Annotated in this window: 15 protein-coding genes; 9 read left to right on the top strand and 6 right to left on the bottom strand. The window is 39.2% G+C overall.

Translation table 11 applies throughout. The annotated features are described in order from the left end of the window. The first annotated feature begins 294 nt into the window (after window positions 1-294). The 6 genes from M9949_11220 (at window position 295) to M9949_11195 (ending at window position 6628) form a co-directional block, all read left to right on the top strand. A complete protein-coding gene (locus tag M9949_11220; protein ID MCO5251972.1) occupies window positions 295-1620 on the top strand; it encodes a TIGR00341 family protein in 1326 nt (441 codons plus the stop codon). Between the two features lie 205 nt (window positions 1621-1825). Next, window positions 1826-2029: a hypothetical protein gene (locus M9949_11215; protein MCO5251971.1), complete on the top strand. Its 204-nt coding sequence runs from the start codon at window positions 1826-1828 to the stop codon at window positions 2027-2029. Beyond that, complete coding sequence (locus tag M9949_11210; protein ID MCO5251970.1) at window positions 2026-3408, top strand: hypothetical protein; 1383 nt, start codon at window positions 2026-2028, stop codon at window positions 3406-3408. Before M9949_11215 ends, M9949_11210 begins: the two co-directional genes overlap by 4 nt. Before the next feature lie 100 nt (window positions 3409-3508). Beyond that, window positions 3509-4624, top strand: a complete 1116-nt coding sequence (locus M9949_11205) for an aminotransferase class I/II-fold pyridoxal phosphate-dependent enzyme (GenBank protein MCO5251969.1) — start codon at window positions 3509-3511, stop codon at window positions 4622-4624. Window positions 4625-4635: 11 nt separating this feature from the next. Continuing rightward, a complete protein-coding gene (locus M9949_11200; protein MCO5251968.1) occupies window positions 4636-5655 on the top strand; it encodes a fumarylacetoacetate hydrolase family protein in 1020 nt (339 codons plus the stop codon). A gap of 22 nt (window positions 5656-5677) precedes the next feature. Next, on the top strand, window positions 5678-6628 hold the full coding sequence (locus tag M9949_11195) for a flavin reductase family protein (protein ID MCO5251967.1): 951 nt from the start codon (window positions 5678-5680) through the stop codon (window positions 6626-6628). Here the strand turns inward: M9949_11195 and M9949_11190 are convergent, their stop codons facing one another. Continuing rightward, window positions 6629-7933 (bottom strand): T9SS type A sorting domain-containing protein, encoded by a 1305-nt coding sequence (locus M9949_11190; protein MCO5251966.1) that lies wholly within the window; start codon window positions 7931-7933, stop codon window positions 6629-6631. It lies immediately after the preceding gene. A gap of 145 nt (window positions 7934-8078) precedes the next feature. Next, window positions 8079-9995, bottom strand: coding sequence for a molecular chaperone DnaK (dnaK, locus tag M9949_11185; protein MCO5251965.1), 1917 nt, complete (start codon window positions 9993-9995; stop codon window positions 8079-8081). 628 nt (window positions 9996-10623) lie between these two features. On the opposite strand from dnaK, the gene M9949_11180 reads away from it, so the two are divergent. The 3 genes from M9949_11180 to M9949_11170 are packed head-to-tail and all read left to right on the top strand — an operon-like array spanning window position 10624 to window position 14308. Continuing rightward, complete coding sequence (locus M9949_11180) at window positions 10624-12252, top strand: hypothetical protein (GenBank protein ID MCO5251964.1); 1629 nt, start codon at window positions 10624-10626, stop codon at window positions 12250-12252. A gap of 48 nt (window positions 12253-12300) precedes the next feature. Then, window positions 12301-13659 carry a TlpA family protein disulfide reductase gene (locus tag M9949_11175; protein MCO5251963.1) on the top strand — a complete coding sequence of 453 codons (1359 nt, stop codon included), beginning with the start codon at window positions 12301-12303 and terminating at the stop codon, window positions 13657-13659. A gap of 22 nt (window positions 13660-13681) precedes the next feature. Continuing rightward, on the top strand, window positions 13682-14308 hold the full coding sequence (locus M9949_11170) for an IPTL-CTERM sorting domain-containing protein (GenBank protein MCO5251962.1): 627 nt from the start codon (window positions 13682-13684) through the stop codon (window positions 14306-14308). A gap of 564 nt (window positions 14309-14872) precedes the next feature. On the opposite strand, the gene pcaF is transcribed toward M9949_11170, so the two are convergent. From pcaF to M9949_11150, 4 genes are read right to left on the bottom strand one after another with little or no spacing between them, the layout of a single operon-like run. Further along, entirely contained in the window at window positions 14873-16075 is a 1203-nt protein-coding gene (pcaF, locus tag M9949_11165; protein MCO5251961.1) for a 3-oxoadipyl-CoA thiolase, read from the bottom strand. Window positions 16076-16090: 15 nt separating this feature from the next. Continuing rightward, entirely contained in the window at window positions 16091-16561 is a 471-nt protein-coding gene (locus tag M9949_11160; protein ID MCO5251960.1) for a hypothetical protein, read from the bottom strand. Continuing rightward, window positions 16558-17406, bottom strand: coding sequence for an alpha/beta hydrolase-fold protein (locus M9949_11155; GenBank protein MCO5251959.1), 849 nt, complete (start codon window positions 17404-17406; stop codon window positions 16558-16560). The genes M9949_11160 and M9949_11155 overlap by 4 nt, the downstream gene beginning before the upstream one ends. Window positions 17407-17409: 3 nt before the next feature. Further along, window positions 17410-19257 carry a M20/M25/M40 family metallo-hydrolase gene (locus M9949_11150; GenBank protein ID MCO5251958.1) on the bottom strand — a complete coding sequence of 616 codons (1848 nt, stop codon included), beginning with the start codon at window positions 19255-19257 and terminating at the stop codon, window positions 17410-17412. Window positions 19258-19302 lie beyond the last annotated feature (45 nt).

Raw genomic sequence — 19302 nt, 5'->3', positions numbered from 1 at the left:
TTTTTTTATGTTATAAATTTATTAAAACAATAATATTTATTTATTACAAAATAGATAATAAATATTTAATTAGCATATATTCTATTTCATTATAAATAACAATTATCCGAAAAAAAAAATATTTGCTAATAAAATCGGAAAATATTCAAATAAATATTAAATAATGTTTATTTTCTTATTAAATAATATCTAATTTCCTACTTGTTCATATTTGAATAAATTTTCTTATATTTGGCATTGAATTTTGGCAGTCATGTAAAATGAATTTGTGAAATGGAAAAGGAGTAGGGCTATATGATACATTTTGACTTAGTTCATAAGATTTTCAGCTACATAAATCTTGAGAGCGAAGTTGATGATTTCGACAAGATTCACGAATCTATCGAAAAGGACTTGAACTTCAAGGGTACAAACCTTTGGATTTTGGCGTTCGCTATCATCATAGCCTCAGTCGGCTTGAATATGAATTCGACCGCAGTAATCATCGGAGCGATGTTAATTTCGCCATTGATGGGACCTATAAACGGCATGGGTTATAGCATTGCGACATATAATATGCCCTTATTCCGCAAAGCTGCCAAGAATTTCTCCTTTGCGGTTATAGCAAGTTTGATAGCTTCAACCGCTTATTTTGCGATTACACCAATTTCCACAGCTCATTCAGAATTGTTGGCACGTACAAGCCCTTCGATTTACGATGTACTGATTGCACTTTTTGGCGGTCTTGCCGGTATCGTAGCCATCAGCAGTCGTCAGAAAGGCAACGTCATACCCGGCGTGGCGATTGCGACTGCACTTATGCCACCGCTTTGCACTTCGGGCTACGGATTGGCTACCGGGCAGTGGAACTTCTTTTTCGGTGCATTTTACTTATTCACCATCAATACTGTTTTCATCGCCATTTCATCGGTCGTCATATCGCAAATTCTGCAATTCCCAATCAGAACTTTGGTTGATGCCGACCAAAAAAAGCGTGTAAATCGTCTAATTTCCCTTGTCATTGCGATTGTCTTGATTCCCAGCATCTATTTCGGATATAATCTCGTTCAGAAGGAAAAGTTTGTCGGCAATGCTAACGACTTTGTTAAGAGAATCAACGTTGTGGAGGGAAGCTACTTGTTGAAGCACGATATTGATGCAAGTAACAGGAAATTGCTCTTGATTTATGGCGGCGCCACTTTGTCGGATGAACAGAAGCTTATAATCCGTGACAGAGCAAATGATTTCTCGCTTGAAGAAGCTACAATTGAGTATCAACAAGGCTTCTCATTCGATGAGATTGCCACACAAAGTAACGAAGCAAACGATTTGAAAGCTGAAATGAATAGATTGAATCTGATTGTAAAGGAAAAAGACCGCGAGATTCAGAGCTACGAAGATAGAAAATATCTTGGGAGTCAAATTTTGGACGAAGTAAAAATTATGTATCCGCAGGTGGTGAAATGCTCCTATGCCGAAACGTATATTTTTATCGAATCACAGCCCGAGCCCGAAAGAGTTGACTTAGTAGTGTTAACTTTGGAAGGGAAAAAACTCCCGGACAAGGACCGTGAAAAAATCGAGACTTGGCTCAAAACGAGGCTAAATTCGGAAAAAGTAAAAGTCTATTATGAGAATTAATTCATTTGTGCTGATAATTCACATTCACTTTTTTAACGACGCAGTTTCAAGTGCTGACCAAGCTCTAAGCAAAATAGACAAAATAAAAGCAAAATATTTTAAAAATAATTGCATCAAAATGTAACAAAACGCATTTTGATTTGTTATTTACATATAGAGATGTGAAGTTTTTGAAATTTTATTTTTGAAATTTTGAGGAGTCTTTATGAATTTGTCACATGTACTTAACAAGTACAGAAAGCCGAGTATCAGGTTCAGTTTGAGTCCCGAAAGTGCCGCTTTAAGCAATCGCCTAATTCGGAGGCTTGAGATGGTTAGAATTGCCCAATTTTCTGCAATTTTTGTGGGCTTCACAGGAATTTCAAATAGCCAAGCTTCTGACCCCACAATTTGTGAGGAATCATTATGAAATATTTATTATTTTTATTGATTTTATTTCCATTTGATAATTTATTTTCAGAAGAAATTTATCAGATTGAAAATGCTTATGCTTTTGGTAAAAATATTCCAAGTAATCCAAGTTGTTTATCCTGTTTGGATGAAATTAATTGCATCTTATTAAGAACCGATGATAATGGTACAGGAATAATACTTGAAAAGACTACTGATGGTGGTTTTTTGTGGACAAAAGTTTATGCCGATACCTCTTTCAAATCTTCCGATTCTGCTTACTATCCTCATTATAGAGGTGAAAATTGCAAATATAATAATAATGGAACGATAATTATTGTTACAAGTAATGGTAAAATAATTCGCTCTGATGACTTTGGCGATTCATTTACAAAATACCCAATAATTGACGATTATAAGCATCATTCATTTATTATGTTAGATCCGGAAAAGGCTCTTACATCTACATCGATATGGTCAGAAATGGCGGGTACAAGCTACCATATAATGAAATCGTCAGATAGCTGTAAAAGTTGGCAAGCTTTTCCGGTACCTACTTATATCACTAATAAATGGAATCTTACAGATTTAATTTTGCAAAAAGATAATAGTATAATAATGCGTCGAATAGTTAAGAAAACACCTAACAAGGATACGATGAATTATTTTTACCATACAGATTTCGAAGGTAGTTTTTGGAAATTGTTAGAAGTTCCCAAACATATTGAGTATATTTATTATTTAGATGAGAACGAAGCTTTTGGAGCCGGTAACATTTATGTTACTATTTACGATAGGGATACAACCATAGTCTGCAAAACTTATGACGATGGAAAAACATGGGAATTTACATCGAAAACCATTTGGCCCAAACAAAGAGTATCTTCTTATCTAGTTCATAATGACAGTCATATTATTATTTCGGGTTCGTGGTTCGGGTTTCGTAAATCAACAGATAAGGGTAATAGTTGGTTTAAACCTGAGTTTCAAATTGATAGTGACATAAAATCAACAAATCAGATATCAAATGTTCAGGCTTATTTTGATTCTGAGATACTTTATTTCTATACTGTATCGCCTTCACAACTATTAAGAGGCACAAAAGTAATTTCCTCAGTTAATTCGCCATCAGTGAAGCCCAAGCGGATTTTTCCGAACCCGGTTACATACGGCTCGGACTTCGTTGCCGAATACGAAATTGCGACTTCCGGGCATCTGAAAATGTATCTGTCCGATTTGTCAGGACGAGAAGTTTGCCCTTTTTATAGCGATTTCGTCGAATCAGGCTCGTACTCGACATCTTTGCGTTTACCTGAGAATATCATTTCGGGCAGCTATTGGCTCGTCTCCGAACAAAACGGCTACAAGCATGTCCAACTACTGAATGTGGTGAAATAGACTGGGGATTCAATTGCGTAAATTTAGAAATTAAACGTCGAATAAAAGAATTGCACAGATAATTCGTAACTTATATATTGAAAAATAATATGATTGCGAAATGTCACTTATTATACCTGAATACATAAAGGCTCTTGACCCTTACAAGCCCGGCAACCAACGCCGCGAGGCAGCTTTTAAGCATGACGTGAAGATGGTTTTCAGCCTTGCGTCGAACGAGAACCCAATTGGGACTTCGACGAAAGTGATTCAGGCGATTATGGACTCAGTGAGCGGTATCGGGCTTTACCCTGATCCCGCTTCCACTGATTTGGTGGCTGCTTTAGCCGCAAAGTTTGACAAAAACCCGAATCAAATCGTGTGCGGACATGGCTCCGAATCGCTCATGGCGCACATCGTCAATGCCTTTTCGGACATCAACGAGCGGGTTTTGACTTCGCGGGGAACTTTCGCCGGGATTTATGTCAAAACGCATAAAAACGGGCGAAAGCTAAACCGTGTGCCACTGCTGAATTACGGCTATGATTTGGAGAAGCTCCTGACGAGAATTCACCCAAATACACGAATCATCTACATCTCAAATCCGAACAATCCGACAGGGACGATGATTCCGAAAGATGAATTAGATTGGTTCTTGGCTCAGATACCGGATAATATTTTGATTGTGCTCGACGAAGCCTATTCTTACTATGCCGCTCAACACGAAGGCTACGTCAATGGTTTGCAATATGATTTGCCAAACTTAATCGTTCTCCAAACTTTATCAAAAACGCATGGCTTGGCAGGACTGAGAGTGGGCTATGCAATCGGACCCGAAGAGCTAATCAGCACTTTGTACAAGGTGAAATTACCCTTCGAGCCGAGTCTTTTGGCACAAAAAGCCGCAGTCGCCGCTCTGAGCGATGACGAATTTTTAACCGAAACGATTAGGATTAATTCAATCAGCCTCAAAATGTTTTTGGCATTATTCGACAAACTTGGAATTAAATATGCCAATCCATACGCCAATTTTGTGATGATAATTATGGAATCGGAACAATTTGCAGCTGATTTTTGCAAGCATACCTCCGAGCATGGTGTTTCCGTAAGAAATTGCAAGCCTTTTGGGTTGGCAAATTGTGTCAGAATTTCGACCGGAACCGAAGAACAAACCGAATATGCGTGTCAAGTTTTCGAACACGCTTATAATGATTTGATAAATAATATTAATAATTAATTTAAGATATAATGAAATTAGTAACTTACATAAACTCAAAAGGTAATTATATTCCCGGAATAAATATTTCAGGACATATATTTAATTTAATTGCCGCATCACAAATAATCGGTAAAAGCATCCCTGACACGATTCTCGGAATTATCGAATCCGGCGATGAAGCAATGGAAACTGTTCGTGAAATTGAGCAAAAAATTATTAGTTTGGGCATAAATCCTGATACAGATTTAGTAAAGCTCATTTCCCCAATTCCCAATCCACCCTCATGCCGCGACGCTTATGCTTTTCGTCAGCATGTAGAATCGGCTCGCCGCAATCGCGGAGTAGAAATGATTCCTGAATTCGACGAATACCCAATATTTTACTTCACCAATCATAACGCAATCTTTGGCGAAGGTGATATTTGGGTAGAAAAGGACCATCTCGAAAAGCTTGATTTTGAGCTCGAATGGGCGGCTGTTATCGGCAAAACCGGCAAAAATGTCCCTTCCGGCGAGGCAGATAATTATATCGCAGGATTTACAATTATGAATGATTTATCTGCGCGGCTTTTGCAAATGGAGGAAATGAAATTAAATCTCGGACCGGCTAAGGGCAAGGATTTTGCGACTACGCTGGGACCATTTCTCATCACTCCGGACGAACTCGAAGAGTATAAAACTTCAACCCCGTTCGGCAATCAATATAATCTGAAAATGGAAGCCTATCACAATGGTGAGCTGATTTCATCGGGCAACACCGCCGATATGACTTGGACTTTTGCAGAAATAATTGAGCGAGTCTCTTACGGCGTTGCGATACGTCCCGGCGAGGTAATCGGCTCGGGAACTGTCGGAACAGGCTGCTATTTGGAGCTAAACGGCACACGCACCAGAATTGCTAAAGAATCAGGCGAAAATTACACTCCTGTGTGGTTGCAGCCCAACGACGAAATTTCGCTTAAAATTGACATGCTCGGCACTTTGAATAATAGAATTGTTTATTCGAATTCCGATTATTCAATATTATCAAAAAAGAAAATAAATAAATAATTAATTAAATAAAGAGAAAAAAATGCTTCAATTTAATCCTAAAGAATTATCAATTCCTGATGTCCAAAAGCTTATGCAAGGCGGAATAGCACCACGCCCGATTTCATTTGTATCAACAATGTCTAATGACGGAATCCCCAATTTATCGCCTTTTTCATTTTATAATGCTTTCAGTTCCAATCCACCAATTGTAGTGTTTTCGCCATCTCGAAGCGGCAGAACCAACAAAACAAAGGACACGTATAATAATTTGATGGAAAATGGCGAATGTGTAATCCAAGCGGTGACATACGATATGCTTGAGCAAATGAATCTGGCATCATCCGAATTCGCTCCCGAAGTGAACGAATTCGAGGTGACAGGCTTTACTCCGATTGAATCGAAATTAATCAAACCGTTCAGAGTGAAAGAATCCCCATTTCAGATGGAATGCAAGCTCCGTCAAATGTTTGGAATGGGCGACGGTCCATCAGCAGGGAATTTAGCCGTTTGCGAGATTTTAATGTTCCATGTGGACGAATCAATTCTGAACAACGGCGCAATTGACCCGCAATTGATTGACCACGTCGGGCGAAATGGTGGCTCGTGGTACACTCGCGCATCGGGAGACGCAATTTTTGAACTTGAAAAGCCCAAGCATGCTAACCCGATTGGCTATTCTGCAATTCCGGAGCAAATTCGCAATTCATTTATTCTATCTGCTAATGATATCGGAAAACTCGCAAGTTGTGCAGCTATTCCGACTAAGGCATTTGTAGATGAATATTTGTCCGAAATCGAAGTTCACGATGCATCAATGGAAACTTTCAATCGCTACGCTTCCGTCGGTGAATATACCGAAATGCTTTCGATAGCTCTACACTATCATAGCATCCAAGCACAAAACGCTAAGCATATGCTCGAACTCACGGCAAAAATCGCTTTGTCGTTTAATGATACTGATTGTGCCTGGGTCGCTTTGCTAATAAAATAGTTATATTTTTATGAATTTCTTGATTTTATTTCCGAATTTTACAAAGTAAATACCTTGTGGAAATTTCGAAATATCAAGCCTTTTAAGCATCGAATTTTCGGAGCGAATATCAATATTTTGCTTTGTCATCACAATGCCAAATGGGCTTATTATTTCGACAGTATTATTTTCAATGTCGAATAATTCATCACCAACATAAATATCAACATAATCACTTGCCGGAATTGGCATAATTCTCAAATCTGATAAATCATCGCCTATTTGTTCTTCCACATTAACTGGCGTTGAATATTTGAGAAGAGTCATATGTTCACCACCTGCCCATCCGACGTTAGGTTCAGAAAAATGAATTGAGAGTAAATTTTGATTAGTTAAAGATTCAAAGTACATTGTTTCGTAATTTTGGACATTTACTTTACATAGAAATCCATTATTTCCACATAAGATTAATTCAGATTCATTTCGGAAATCAGCACCATTAATTTTATTTTCTGTAACTTTAAGATATTTCCAGCTTTGTCCTGCATCCTTAGAATAATAGAAACCCTTTTCTCCAATAACATAAAATTCTAAATCATTAAGTATCAATAATTTATTAAAAAATTGTTCACGAGTATCATCTATGCCTGCAATTTCACCTACGAATACCCATTCAGCTCCGGTATTACTTTTCATTAGAACATTTCCGGCGTTTTTAGCCTTACACACCACAAAATGAGTATCTTTATGGAAAACCCCAAAAAGTGGTGTATAACCTGAAATTGAACTAAAATCTGTCATTTCCCAATTAGTAAGTTTTTTAACTTGTGACCATTCCTCAAGTACTAAAATTCCGTTTCCTTCTGCGTTGACACTTGAATAAATAGTTTTGTGGTTGCCAAAAACTCCTTGGTCGTACCAATGTGTTTCCCATTCGTAAAATAACTCATATTTATCAAGAATTGTATCTCTTGGTATAACATAAAAAACAATTGAATACTCTGTCAATGGATGAGTTACAAAATTGAAATACCAACCATAAGTAACTATTGCGCTGTTTGATTTGTATGAAACATCGTGTAAATAAGTGTCCCAATCTGTGAATTTAATCAATGGAATGGGATTCCTGTCCTTAACAAAAATGTGTATCATTGAGCGAGCTGCAAAAAGATGGTCTGATTCGAAAGAACTTAGCACTTCAAAATGATGACCCGTATACTCGTCGTCTGTGAGTTTTATAATTTCCCAAACAGGCTCTGAAGCCTTTGTATTAGTGCATGATAATAATATCGCCAGAATCGAAATCGAAGTCAATATTCTTTTCATTTTAACTCCATTTAAATTATATTTATGTTACAAATATAAATACTATAACACATACAATTTTGAAAAGTTACAAAAATTTATCTCAATAAAAAAAGGGTTGCCTCATTTGAAGCAACCCTTTTTAAATCAGTGATATATATAAGTTCTATTCTTTCTCTTTCTTTGTATCGTCATCAACGACAGTATATTCGGCTTCTTCTACGCCATCATCTTTTTTCGGCTCTTGCTGTTGTTCGCCACCCGGATTTTGTGCTTGACCGCCTGCTCCTTGGTACATTTCCGAAGATGCTGCAGACCATGCGTTGTTCAATTCATCCATCGCCGAACGAATATCGCCCGGGTTGTCTTTGATAGCATTTGCTAATCGTGTCTTAGCGGCTTCGATTTTTTCCTTGTTCGCCGGTGTTATTTTGTCGCCCAAATCTTTCATTTGCTTATCAGTCGAATAAACAAGTGCATCGGCTTGATTGCGTAAATCAATTTCTTCCTTACGTTTTTTATCTTCTTCTCCGTATTTTTGAGCGTCAGATTTCATTTTTTCGACTTCTTCTTTCGACATTCCACCTGAAGATTCGATACGGATATTTTGTTCTTTATTCGTTGCTTTATCCTTAGCCGCAACTGCCAAAATACCATTTGCGTCAATGTCGAAAGTTACTTCAACTTGCGGAATTCCTCTCGCAGCCGGTGGAATACCATCAAGGTGGAATCTGCCGAGTGAGCGGTTATCGCGTGCCATCGAGCGTTCGCCTTGTAAAATATGGATTTCAACCGACGTTTGACTATCTGCCGCAGTCGAGAATATTTCCGATTTGCGAGTTGGAATCGTCGTATTTGCAGGAATCATCGGTGTCATTACTCCACCAAGGGTTTCGATACCCAAAGTCAAAGGAGTGACGTCAAGCAACAATACGTCGCTTACATCGCCCGAAAGTACGCCACCTTGGATTGCTGCCCCAACTGCAACGACTTCATCAGGATTAACTCCACGTGAAGCATCTTTGCCGAAGAATCTCTTGACAAGTTCTTGGATTTTCGGGATACGAGTCGAACCACCAACCAAAATCACGTCGTTGATATCGGTAGGTGTCATTTTGGCATCTTTCAGAGCTTGCTCACAAGGTCCTAAAGTTTTTTCGAACAAATCTGCACAAAGATTTTCAAATTTGGCGCGTGTCAAATTGATATTTAAGTGCTTCGGACCGTCTGCAGTAGCAGTTATGAACGGCAAATTGACATCAGTTTGGAGCATTTGTGATAGCTCGACTTTTGCTTTTTCCGAAGCTTCGCGAAGTCTTTGCAATGCCATTGCATCTTTTCGCAAATCAATTCCTTCGAGATTCTTGAATTCATCTGCCAAAAAGTCAATCAAACGTTGGTCGAAGTTGTCACCACCAAGGTGTGTATCACCATTAGTTGATTTCACTTCAAACACTCCGTCGCCAATTTCGAGAATCGAGATGTCAAAAGTACCGCCGCCAAGGTCATAAACCGCAACGGTCATTGATTGCCCTTTTTTGTCCAAACCATAAGCCAATGCAGCAGCAGTCGGCTCGTTGATAATACGACGCACAGTCAATCCTGCGATTTCGCCTGCATCTTTTGTAGCTTGGCGCTGCGAATCATTAAAATATGCCGGAACGGTAATTACAGCCTCTGTGACTTTTTGTCCGAGGTAATCTTCGGCAGTTTGCTTCATTTTTTGAAGAATCATCGCAGAAATTTCGGGTGGCGAATACTTTTTACCGTCAATGTCAACACGCAGTGACTGCCCATCTTCCGACGGTACGATAGTGAAAGGTACCATTTGGGCTTCTTCGGTCACTTCGTTCAATCTTCTGCCCATAAAGCGCTTAATCGAATAAATAGTATTTTTGGGATTTGTTACAGATTGGCGCTTAGCTTGCTGCCCAACCAGACGTTCTCCATTTTTGGTGAATGCGACCATAGAGGGCGTTGTTCTTGTTCCCTCGCTATTGGCTATTACTACGGGCGACGAGCCTTCCATTACAGAAACGCATGAATTCGTTGTCCCTAAGTCTATTCCAATTATCTTACTCATTTTATAACTCCATTTGTTTTAAATTATGTGAAATTTTGTCATCTATTGTCAATATGTCATTAATTACAAGAAAAAATGTCACTAAATTGCGACATATACATTAGTGTGAAAATACCATGCCAAAAATATTATGTAAATAGGGGATAGTGGTTAGGGACTTGGGGTTGGGGGTTTGGGTGTTTGGGGTTTGGGGTCTTTATCCCAAAGGGATAAAATGTTAATAACCCCGTATGAAATGCGGGGAGCGAAGCATACTCGCCCTCTTACAAGCCCGAAGGGCTTGAATATCTATAAATAAAAATCAACCTTCCGAAGGTTCCAAAGCTTCGGAAGGTTTTGAATATATAACTTTCCCGTCATTCTGAACTAAAGAAGAATAAATTCCTTTCCATTGTACTTGATTATTTCTACCTAATCTTGTTGACGAATCAAGATAGTTTGCAGAAGCTTGTCCTCTATTTTAGCAATATGCTGATGTCAGTGCTTCTCAGCCAGGATAAAAATTATTAGACAATACTATCACAAGTAATGTGTAAATAAATTTCTTTTTAAGTTACAACGATAACAAAATATAGTTATATTTGAATCTTAAATAGCTTGAATTTTAAAATTATTCGATGGTGCCAAAATGAAGTACTTAACTTACTTAACAGTTTTTTTCGCTTTCACTTTGTTCACATTTGCTCAGCCCACTACTATTACTTATCAGGGAAAGCTTCTCGATAATAACAACTTGCCGATTATTCAAACCGGAATGTCTATTACATTTGCGATTTACAGCTCTCAGACTGGCGGTACCAAATTATGGCCCTCAGGAACAGCCGCGACAAAAACGGTGGACGTAATTCAGGGATTGTATTCTGTATTCTTGGGCACAGGAACAGGTAACGATGATGCTTTTACCGCAGGGATGTTTGCAACTTATTCGCCATGGCTCGAAGTTGTGGTTGATGGCTCAAAATTACCACGCACACCACTTACTAATGTACCTTTTTCTTTATTAGCAAATCATTTGTCTGATGAGGGTTGGGCTTCACCCGGTGAAATTGGCTCTACTGCTCCGAATAGTGGTGCGTTTTCTTCTGTTACGGTTGGAACTGGTACAACTACCTACACTTTACCAACTGCAAAGGGTTCTGAAAATCAACATTTAATGTCAAATTCGGACGGTACAACTTCGTGGACGACTGGTGCCGTCCCAAGTTTGACTCAAGCACAAATATTAGCTATCAATAACCCGATAAACGGCTATTTGGTATTTAATTCGGATGATAACAAGTTTTATTCATTTATATCAACAGATTTTGAATGGAAAGAAATTTCTTTTGGAGCAGGTAGTTTACGTTATACATCTGCATATTCAATTGGGTCCGGTTCGTCTTGTTCAAATACAACTGTAAGCGGTGAATATTTACAAGGAGTCGCTCTTAATTCATCAAATTATGTATCTTTACAAGCTGACGTTACTCAAAAAGGTGCATGGAGCATTACAACAAACACTTTGAACGGTTATAGCTTTAGTGGCACCGGCAATTTTGTATCTACCGGTAATAATACTGTAGTTCTTTATGGAAACGGTACTCCCGGTGCCAATCAAAGTAGTACTTTTACAGCTACTGCATATAATAGTGGAGGCACGTGCACATTTATCGTAAGTATGGATTATGGAACAGTTGTGAGTGGTGGTGGAAGAACTTGGATGAATCGTAATTTGGGCGCTTCGCAAGTTGCTACAAGTAGTACTGATGCCGCATCATTTGGGGAACTTTATCAATGGGGAAGGGCTGCTGAGGGGCATCAGGTAATTACAAGTTCAACGAGTACGACACTTGCCAGTACAGCAGTTCCTAACTTGGGGAACAGTTGGGATGCAAAATTTATTATAAATGAAAGCACGGAAGATTGGCTTTCTCCATCTTCTAACTCTATGTGGCAGGGAGTAAGTGGACCTAACAATCCATGTCCCGCCGGATTCAGAATCCCAACCGAAACTGAATGGAACACTGAAATAAGTTCTTGGTCCGGTACTCCATTCGAATCACCATTGAAATTGCCATATTCAGGCATGCGAGAAAGCACAGACGGTTCAATTGTGTATAATTTTTCCGGCATTCTTCTTGGAAGTTATTGGAGTAGCACACCCGGTACACAAACCTATTTAGCACGAGCATTGACAATACTCAGCAATGGTACCAAAGCGATGCAATCAGGTCGAAAAGCGCATGGTATGTCTGTTCGTTGTATTAAGGATGAATAATTATTTTTAAAGAATTGATGCAAGATGAAATTATATTTAATATTAATATTGTCAGTATTAAGTCTACTCATTTATCAAGTTGACGCTCGTCAATTGACAGGTTATTGTCAATCTCATATTCATGAAGAAATATCACTTTATGGTTTCAATGGTCTTGAGAACTATTTACTCAGCCAATCTGAAACTGACAGTAATGGTAATTTCGTGCTTGAATATCCTGAAGATTACACCGGGATTGGATATATAAAAATATCAGATACTACGGGATTTTATTTGGTTCTTCACGAATTGGATATCAATGTAAATATTACCTATACTGATAAAATATTGAATGTGGATTTTACAAATAGTTATGAAAATAAAATATTCAAAGAATACGCAGTTCAGCACACTCAACGCGAGAATGCACTTTCTGCATGGAGATATCTGCAACAATTATATGATCATTCTGACTTATTGAATAAAGATAGAAATTATAAGAAATTAATTGATGATGAAATTGAAAGCATCAAGTACGATGATTATAATTATTTGATTAATCTGGAAAAGGCAACTTATGTTTCGTGGTATCTACCTAAAAGAAAACTGCTTGATGACATGTCTAATTCAATTAAAATATCTAAAGAAGATATTCCGAAGTATGTCGAACAATTTCGTGAAATTGATTTAGATGATTTGAAATTAATCAGAAGTGGTTTGTATCAAGATTTGTTAATTTGTCATTTTATTTTAATTGAAAAAATGAATATTGCATTTGACTCAATACTATACGAAATGAATATTTCGATTGACTATATTATCGAAAATCTAAGTCGAAATAATATTCTACTTAGTAAAACAGCTCTGTATCTGTTTAATATGTTCGAAAAGCGGAGTTTGATTAAGTCCTCTGAATATTTAGCTTTGGCAATGTTATCAAATGAATCATGTTTGTTAGATACAAATGTTGCAAAAAGATTTGAAACTTATCGTAAAATGAAAGAAGGGAAAATCGCTCCTGATTTTGTTTTTAATGATGATATATTCAAAAATGGAGTACCTTTTACTTCTGCATCGAGCCTATCTCAAATTAATTCAAAATATAAATTAATAATTTTTGGTGCAAGTTGGTGTGAAACGTGTACATCCGAATTAAGTAGTTTAATGAATCTTTACGATAAAATGAAGTCTAAAAGTATTGAAGTCATTTTTGTATCTTTGGATACAGAGCAGAGCCAATTTAAAAAGTATTCAAGTAAATTTCCATTCATTAGTTACTGTGATTATCAAAAGTGGAATTCGAGACCGGTTATGGATTATCTTGTTTTTGCAACACCTACAATATTCTTATTAGATTCTAAAAATCAAATTTTTAAGAGACCAATATCTATCGAACATGTTAAATCAATTGTAGATAGTATGGAATAGCTTTTTAACAAAAGGAAAAGAAATGAAATTTATTATTTATTTATTAAGTCTAATATTATCGAGTTTATTGCTTTCAGCTCAAACCAAGCAAACCGATGTATTTCCGGGCGGTGGTGGTAAATCAGAGAATTCGAAGTATAAAAATTTTGGAACTTTTGGTCAAACTTCTGCAGGATTTTCAATTAATTCATTATATATAAATAAAGAAGGATTTCTGCAGGCGCAAGGACAGAATACACCTTGGATTAAAACCCAACCCGTTTATAATATCACAAATAATTCAGCAATAAGCGGCGGTTCAATCAATTTAACCGAAGACGATAACGATGTTACCCAAAAAGGTGTCGTTTGGTCAACATCGGCAATGCCAACAACCTTAGACAACGACGGAATAACCGAACAAGGCGCCGGACCAACGAGTGGCAATTCAACGATTTTCGCTACAAATCTGACGAGTTTACAATTAGGTACAAAATATTATGTTCGTGCATATTTAATCACAACCGATGAATCCGAAGCCGAAGTCGTCTTTTACGGTCAGCAACGCATCTTCACCACAATCCCCACTCTCGGTGAATGGGGCTTAATCGCTCTCGGACTCCTTTTCGCAAGCTTCGGTGGCTGGTTTGTAATGCGGAAAATGGTGTAAGTAAGGGTATAGGGTTAGAGGTTTAGGGGCTTGGGGTTTGGGTTTAGGGGATTGGGGTTTGGTTATGGTTTTTTACCACGAAGTGGTTAAATATTAATAACCCCGTATGAAATGCGGGGAGCGAAGCATACTCGCCCTCTTACAAGCCCGAAGGGCTTGAATATGAATAACCCCGTATGAAATGCGGGGAACAAAGCATATGCAACCAAAACAAGCCCGAAGGGCTTGAATATCTATTTCATAAATATTTAACCCCTTCGGGGTAAAGTGAACACGCACCTGCGTTATATTTTTACAGATATTTAACCCTTTCAGGGTAGAAGACATTCGCACAGAACGCTGTTGCTGTTGCAACAAATATTATGCGTTTTTAATCATCCGATGACTGGGTGTTACAGAGAACTGCTTTTTAAGTCATCGGATAAAATGAATGAGAGTCATCGGATGAATTGCATTGTGAGTAATCGTATATAGTTATTATTCATCCGATGACTGGGTGTTACAGAGAACTGCTTTTTGAATTATCGGATAAAATGAATGAGAGTCATCGGATGAATTAAAGAACTACACCCTTTCAATAATTACGGCGTAACCTTGACCGACGCCAACGCACATGGTGCATAGGGCATACTTAGCGTTTCGTTCGATAAGTTCATAGGTGGCTGTGGTGAGCAATCTGGCGCCCGTCATGCCCAATGGGTGACCTAAGGCGATTGCTCCACCGTTGGGATTGAGCCTGCTGTCGGTGGCTGCGATGCCCCATTCGTTCAAACATGCCAAACTTTGTGCGGCGAATGCCTCGTTTAGCTCGATTAGGTCCATGTCGTCGAATGTCAATCCGGCTTTTTTCAGGGCTTTGTTTGCGGCTTCCACCGGACCGATGCCCATTATTCGCGGTTCGACGCCTACGACGGCTGATGCTACTATGCGGCTCAGTGGTGTAATTTTATTGTCCGAAATGCCGTCCGTCGAAGCGATGATTAATGCACAGGCGCCATCATTGATGCCTGATGCGTTGCCTGCGGTGACCGAGCCGACTGCTTTGAATGCCGGTTTGAGTTTCGACAGTGTTTCGACTGTGCTTTCATCGCGAATGAATTCGTCTTCGGCAAATGTGGTGCTGCTTTTCTTGCCGACTATTTCCACTCCGACGATTTCTTTTGCCAATCTGCCACTGTTTCTAGCGGCGACGGCTTTCATTTGCGAATTGAATGCGAATTCATCTTGGTCGTAGCGGCTGATTTTCCATTGTTCGGCGACGTTTTCTGCGGTTTCGCCCATGGAATCGGTGCCGTACATTTCTTTCATTTTCGGGTTTACAAATCGCCACCCTATCGAAGTGTCGTAAATTTGCACATTTCTGGAATAGGCGGCATCGGCTTTGCTCATCACGAAAGGAGCGCGCGTCATGCTTTCGACTCCTCCGGCGATGAATAAATCTCCGTCTCCGGCTGCAATTGCTCTCGATGCTTGAATCACGGCGGACATCCCCGAGGCGCATAATCTGTTGACAGTTTCACCCGGTACAGACCACGGCAATCCTGCGAGCAGCAACGCCATACGAGCTACATCGCGATTGTCTTCGCCCGCTTGGTTGGCATTTCCCAAAATCACGTCGTCTATTCGCGACAGGTCAATTTGTGGGTTGCGTTTGATTAATTCTCTGATTGTCAGTGCAGCCATGTCATCAGGGCGAACGGAAGCAAGTGTGCCGCCGTGTTTGCCTATTGGTGTGCGAATTGCGTCGCATATATATGCAGTTTTCATCTTGTGCCTTAGGGATTATTTCTCTTTTGGTTGAAATTTGCTGTAGTCAAGGGGTTCAATTTTCACATCAGTCGGGCTATATTCCGTGATGTACCATCTGTCAGCAATTTGAGCGGTTTGGTAGCCCACGAGTTTCATGTAATCATATTCGATAGTGCAAAGGAATTTTCTGGATTGAAGCGTGTCAACTTCAACTGCCGTGACGGGACGCATATAGAGCATTCTTTTCAATCTCGCTACGTTGAAATAGTTGTCATAGCGCTCAAGGGCACTCATCATACTACCGTCTTTGTGTGCCAAAATCTGCGAAGCCGCCGGGATGTTATTGCTATCTAACTCTGCTTTGAAAAGATACACTGCTCCCAATGCCGATTCCTGGGTCAAATTCACCGTAGGCAATACTTCAATTTTATTACCTATGACAAATATTTCGCACCCGGACAATGTCAGTATAATTAGTAGCAGACTTAGATTACATATTTTCATAATTTAAAAAATTCTATTGTTTTACTTGTTGCTTCAATCAATTCCTTCGCGGGTTCATCCAATGGATGTCTTGCACCAAAAGTATGACCCGTATGTTCAATGACGTTTATTTCGGAATTATTGATATGTTTAACATTGTCATATATTTCATATGCTTCGGAAAGTTTGACCGTAATATCGATACGACCATGCAATACAAGCACCGGACATTGAATTGATTTACATGCATCAATAACAGCATTTTGCGAAAAATTGGTATCTTTATCCAAAAGGTATGAATAATTCAGCTTTAAAATTTGTCCCGTTTGCTGAATTTTCACTTCGGCAAATCCTTGCTCTTTCCAAATTTTCTTTTGCCGCTCGGTATTTCGGTTGATTTGCGAAACAGCAGCCCAAGAAGCAATTCCTGCGATATCATTTCGCTTAGAAGCTGTAAATAGCGATACTGCCCCACCTAACGAATGTCCGGCAAGGTAAATCACTCCATTCCAAGTGGGGAAGGGATTGACAGTATTTTTAATTTCCTTATATAAAAAATCGAGAACTGTGTTCAAATCGGCAATTTCCTGCGAAACAGTATTTTGCGAAAACATCGTTTCGTCGTAACGCATGGCGACAGGGTCAACGATGCCGTTGAATGAAAAATCGAAATTGACAGCAATGAAACCACTTTCGGCGAATTGCTCACAGACATAAGGAATAAAACCCCAATCTTTGAAGGATTTGAATCCATGCGAAAAGACCACGACAGGCACAGAAGACTTCAACTCGTCGTCGAATCTGATGTCTGTACGTATTAAATTTCCATTACTGTTGAAAATTCTGCGATTAACTAACTGAATCATTATTTATTTTTTTGCGGTCAAAGTCACATCAAACATCATTTCAGTTTTTTCTTCACCGCGTAGAATTTTCACTTTGAGAACATCTCCGGCTTTGAATTCGCGGATTTTGTACATAAAATCGTGCAAATTTTTGATGCTTGTACCTTCAATTTCCGTGATAATGTCATTTTTGAGCAAACCTGCTTTGTCTGCGGGACTTCCGGGACTTGCACCACCGATTTTGCAACCAAGCGGGCTTTCCTCAAAATCGGGAATTATACCGAACCAAACATCAGCATATCCGCTTTCGCGTCTTGGTTGATGACTGGATGCCGTAGTAACGGCAGTGAATTCAAAATGTGCGGGATAATCAGCGATTGATTGAGTAAATTGGCGAATGAAATCAACTACGAGCGCCGAACCTTCGTAGTTAAGTTTGTTCCATGTGTCGGTCGGCTTGTGATAATCTTCGTGCAAACCTGTGAAGAACATCATCACGGGCTTATCGTTAGAATAGAAACTTGCATGGTCACTCGGTCCGTAAGCATCGCTTGCACGAATCAATTTGAATTTGTTCAAAGGTTCGAGCGAATCAATCACAGAGGCGAAATTGGGCGATGTTGCAGTGCCAAACACGGTCAATTCATCGGCGCGAAGTCTTCCAATCATGTCCAAATTCACCATTCCGACAATATTTTCCATACCTACAAAAGAGTTTTGTGTAAAATAGCGCGAACCATTCAAACCTGTCTCTTCAGCTGTAAAAGCTGCAAAAATCAATGAGCGGCGTGGAGGATTTGCAGCGAAATAATGAGCTAACTCGATTAATCCGGCTACTCCAGATGCGTTATCGTCAGCACCGTTGTGAACCATTTGGCGCTTTCCGCGATATTGCGAAGTCGGACCGCCATAACCGAGATGGTCATAATGCGCCCCGATGACGACATATTGGTCTGCTAATTTGCTATCTGTCCCTTTTACATATCCTACAATGTTATGAGTCGGTGCTTTCAAGTCTTTCAAATCTGTTTGCAAAGTGACTTCGGTGTTGGGGATATGCATGCTCATTGGCTTTTTATTTTTCATGATAGTGTTTTCGAGTAATTGCAGTGGATGCTCTTTGGTAAATAATTTTGACAAAGTCTGTCTCCATGCTTGGACAGCGACTATGCCCGCTTCACTGCCGATATTCTCGAAATTCAGACGCTCGAAAACGTTCATCGAATCACCTTGAATTTTCACCATTATTACTCCGATTGCTCCTTTGCTTTTTGCGTTTGATAATTTGTAGCGCAAACTGCGAAAGTTGTTGAATTCCGTATCGGGCTTTTCGCCATCGGGTGTTTCATTGAGCAATACTACAATTTTGCCGGTAACATCAATTCCTTCATAATCATCATAATTAAGATTGGGAGCACTTATGCCGAAACCCACAAAGGCAACTTCTGCTTTGACGCTCGCATTTTGGCTGTATGCAAGTGGCATAAAATCCTGCCCTACTGTCCATGGTTGAGCAACGCGAGGCAAACGCTCTTTTGGAATTCCCGGGCGGATGATTGTTGTTTCGACGATTACAATATTGCTGTCGCCGAGTTCTTTGCCGATAACAACGTCCAATTCTTGCTTGTATGAATCTTTGAACATTTTCAAACCTGCCAAACGGAATTGATTTTCAATGTAATCTTCGGCGAGTTTCATTTCCGGAGTGCCCGGAAATCTGCCTTTCAATTGGTCGCTTGCTAAAAACTTGACGTGGTCTCGGAGCTTATCTTTCGATGTTGTTTGGACTTCAAGGCTTTGAAGAGTGCAGTTGAACCCTAAAATTAGAGCTATTACGGGAAGAAAAAATCTGTATAAAATATTCGTTTTCATATCGTACCTAACATATTTTTAATTAACTCTTTCAAAAATAACTTA

This window comes from Candidatus Kapaibacterium sp., assembly GCA_023957315.1.
GTDB lineage: Bacteria > Bacteroidota > Ignavibacteria > Kapaibacteriales > UBA2268 > PGYU01.
Note: the sequence above shows the minus strand (reverse complement) of the source record. Positions and strands in the feature narration are given on the sequence as shown.

Bases quoted from the DNA above. Each gene is read 5' to 3' on its own strand.
- M9949_11195 (MCO5251967.1), top strand. From the start codon at position 5,678: ATGCTTCAATTTAATCCTAAAGAATTATCAATTCCTGATGTCCAAAAG.
- M9949_11215 (MCO5251971.1), top strand. From the start codon at position 1,826: ATGAATTTGTCACATGTACTTAACAAGTACAGAAAGCCGAGTATCAGG.
- M9949_11200 (MCO5251968.1), top strand. From the start codon at position 4,636: ATGAAATTAGTAACTTACATAAACTCAAAAGGTAATTATATTCCCGGA.
- pcaF (MCO5251961.1), bottom strand. From the start codon at position 16,075: ATGAAAACTGCATATATATGCGACGCAATTCGCACACCAATAGGCAAA.
- M9949_11210 (MCO5251970.1), top strand. From the start codon at position 2,026: ATGAAATATTTATTATTTTTATTGATTTTATTTCCATTTGATAATTTA.
- M9949_11190 (MCO5251966.1), bottom strand. From the start codon at position 7,933: ATGAAAAGAATATTGACTTCGATTTCGATTCTGGCGATATTATTATCA.
- M9949_11155 (MCO5251959.1), bottom strand. From the start codon at position 17,406: ATGATTCAGTTAGTTAATCGCAGAATTTTCAACAGTAATGGAAATTTA.
- dnaK (MCO5251965.1), bottom strand. From the start codon at position 9,995: ATGAGTAAGATAATTGGAATAGACTTAGGGACAACGAATTCATGCGTT.
- M9949_11160 (MCO5251960.1), bottom strand. From the start codon at position 16,561: ATGAAAATATGTAATCTAAGTCTGCTACTAATTATACTGACATTGTCC.
- M9949_11205 (MCO5251969.1), top strand. From the start codon at position 3,509: ATGTCACTTATTATACCTGAATACATAAAGGCTCTTGACCCTTACAAG.
- M9949_11170 (MCO5251962.1), top strand. From the start codon at position 13,682: ATGAAATTTATTATTTATTTATTAAGTCTAATATTATCGAGTTTATTG.
- M9949_11220 (MCO5251972.1), top strand. From the start codon at position 295: ATGATACATTTTGACTTAGTTCATAAGATTTTCAGCTACATAAATCTT.
- M9949_11180 (MCO5251964.1), top strand. From the start codon at position 10,624: ATGAAGTACTTAACTTACTTAACAGTTTTTTTCGCTTTCACTTTGTTC.
- M9949_11150 (MCO5251958.1), bottom strand. From the start codon at position 19,257: ATGAAAACGAATATTTTATACAGATTTTTTCTTCCCGTAATAGCTCTA.